This is a genomic window from Butyricimonas hominis, assembly GCF_014287455.1.
Lineage (GTDB): Bacteria > Bacteroidota > Bacteroidia > Bacteroidales > Marinifilaceae > Butyricimonas > Butyricimonas muris.
In genome coordinates, this window is record NZ_JACOOH010000069.1 from 1 (window position 1) to 628 (window position 628).

General features: G+C 46.7%; 1 protein-coding gene. It reads left to right on the plus strand.

The window, feature by feature from the left end; all coding sequences use genetic code 11:
- On the plus strand, window positions 1-628 hold a 628-nt coding region (locus tag H8S64_RS23010; RefSeq protein WP_186978745.1), incomplete at both ends, for a nucleotidyl transferase AbiEii/AbiGii toxin family protein.

Here is a 628-nt window from a genome sequence, read left to right on the forward strand (position 1 = left end):
CTGGCGGCTGACCATTTCGGCTACGAGCAGTCGCACGTGGAAAAGGATTACTGGGTATCGAAGATACTGCGGGATATTTCCATGTCCGAATATGCGGATAAGACCTACTTCAAAGGCGGAACTTCACTTTCCAAAGCCTACGGGCTGATAGAACGTTTCTCGGAAGATTTGGACTTGTTCGTGTTCACGGGTGATAAAGGTGCGTCCAAGCAGGCAGAAAAGACATTGAACAAGAAACTTTCCAAATACATAGCCGAACTCAATAGTGACATATACAAGGAAGATTTGTCGGAAACGGGCGGTAATTACCGTAAACTGTATTTCTCGTATGACAATGTATTTCAAGGCGTGGGACTGAAAGAACATTTGGAAGTAGAGATAAAATCCTGTGACCTGCCGGACAAAAAACTGATGTTCTACCCGGCGGACAAGCGGGTTATCAAACCGATTGTGACCGCCTTTCTTGAAAGCATCGGGCAAGAGGAACTGATAAGCACCTACGGGCTGGAAAGTTTTGAAACGCAGTGTATCAACCCCCGAAAGACTATCTGCGACAAGGTTTCAAGGCTGGTAAAGCTGTCTTACAATGAGGATGCAGCCGCACTGTTGGCAAAGCATATCCGTGACG